The organism is Pseudonocardia sp. EV170527-09 (assembly GCF_008369905.1).
In the GTDB taxonomy this organism is placed as follows: domain Bacteria; phylum Actinomycetota; class Actinomycetes; order Mycobacteriales; family Pseudonocardiaceae; genus Pseudonocardia.
In genome coordinates, this window is sequence record NZ_VRMC01000333.1 from 1 (window position 1) to 489 (window position 489).

Here is a 489-nt window from a genome sequence, read left to right on the forward strand (position 1 = left end):
TCGAGACACTGCTCAACACCGCCCACGCGGCCTGACCCACCTACCGAGATCGGGTCAACCGAACTCGGGGCAGTCCCTACCGAGATCGGGTCAACCGAACTCGGGGCAGTCCCAAGGCCTCCGGTTGTGAAGTGGAGCTGTCGAGGAACCGCTTCACCCACCGGAGGCCTTCGTGTCCCACGCTAACGCCGCTCTGACCCCGCGCGCCCGGCTGCGGCTCGCTCAACTCGTCGTCGAGCACGGCTGGACCCACACCGCGGCCGCGACAATGTTCATGGTCTCCGCGCGGACCGCCAAGAAGTGGTCCGACCGCTACCGGGCCGAGGGGCCGGCGGGGATGGCCGACCGCAGCTCACGGCCGAGGTCCTCACCGACGAAGACCCGTGTCGGTCTGGTGCGGCGAATCGTACGGCTGCGCTGGCGGCACCGGCTGGGCCCGGTCCAGATCGCCGGGCGCCTGGGCATGGCCGCCTCGACCGTGCACGCGGT

1 protein-coding gene is annotated in these 489 nt (G+C 70.3%); it reads left to right on the plus strand.

Translation table 11 applies throughout. The annotated features are described in order from the left end of the window. Window positions 1–172 precede the first annotated feature (172 nt). On the plus strand, window positions 173–489 hold a 317-nt coding region (locus tag FVA95_RS29395), incomplete at its 3' end, for a leucine zipper domain-containing protein (RefSeq protein WP_149664620.1).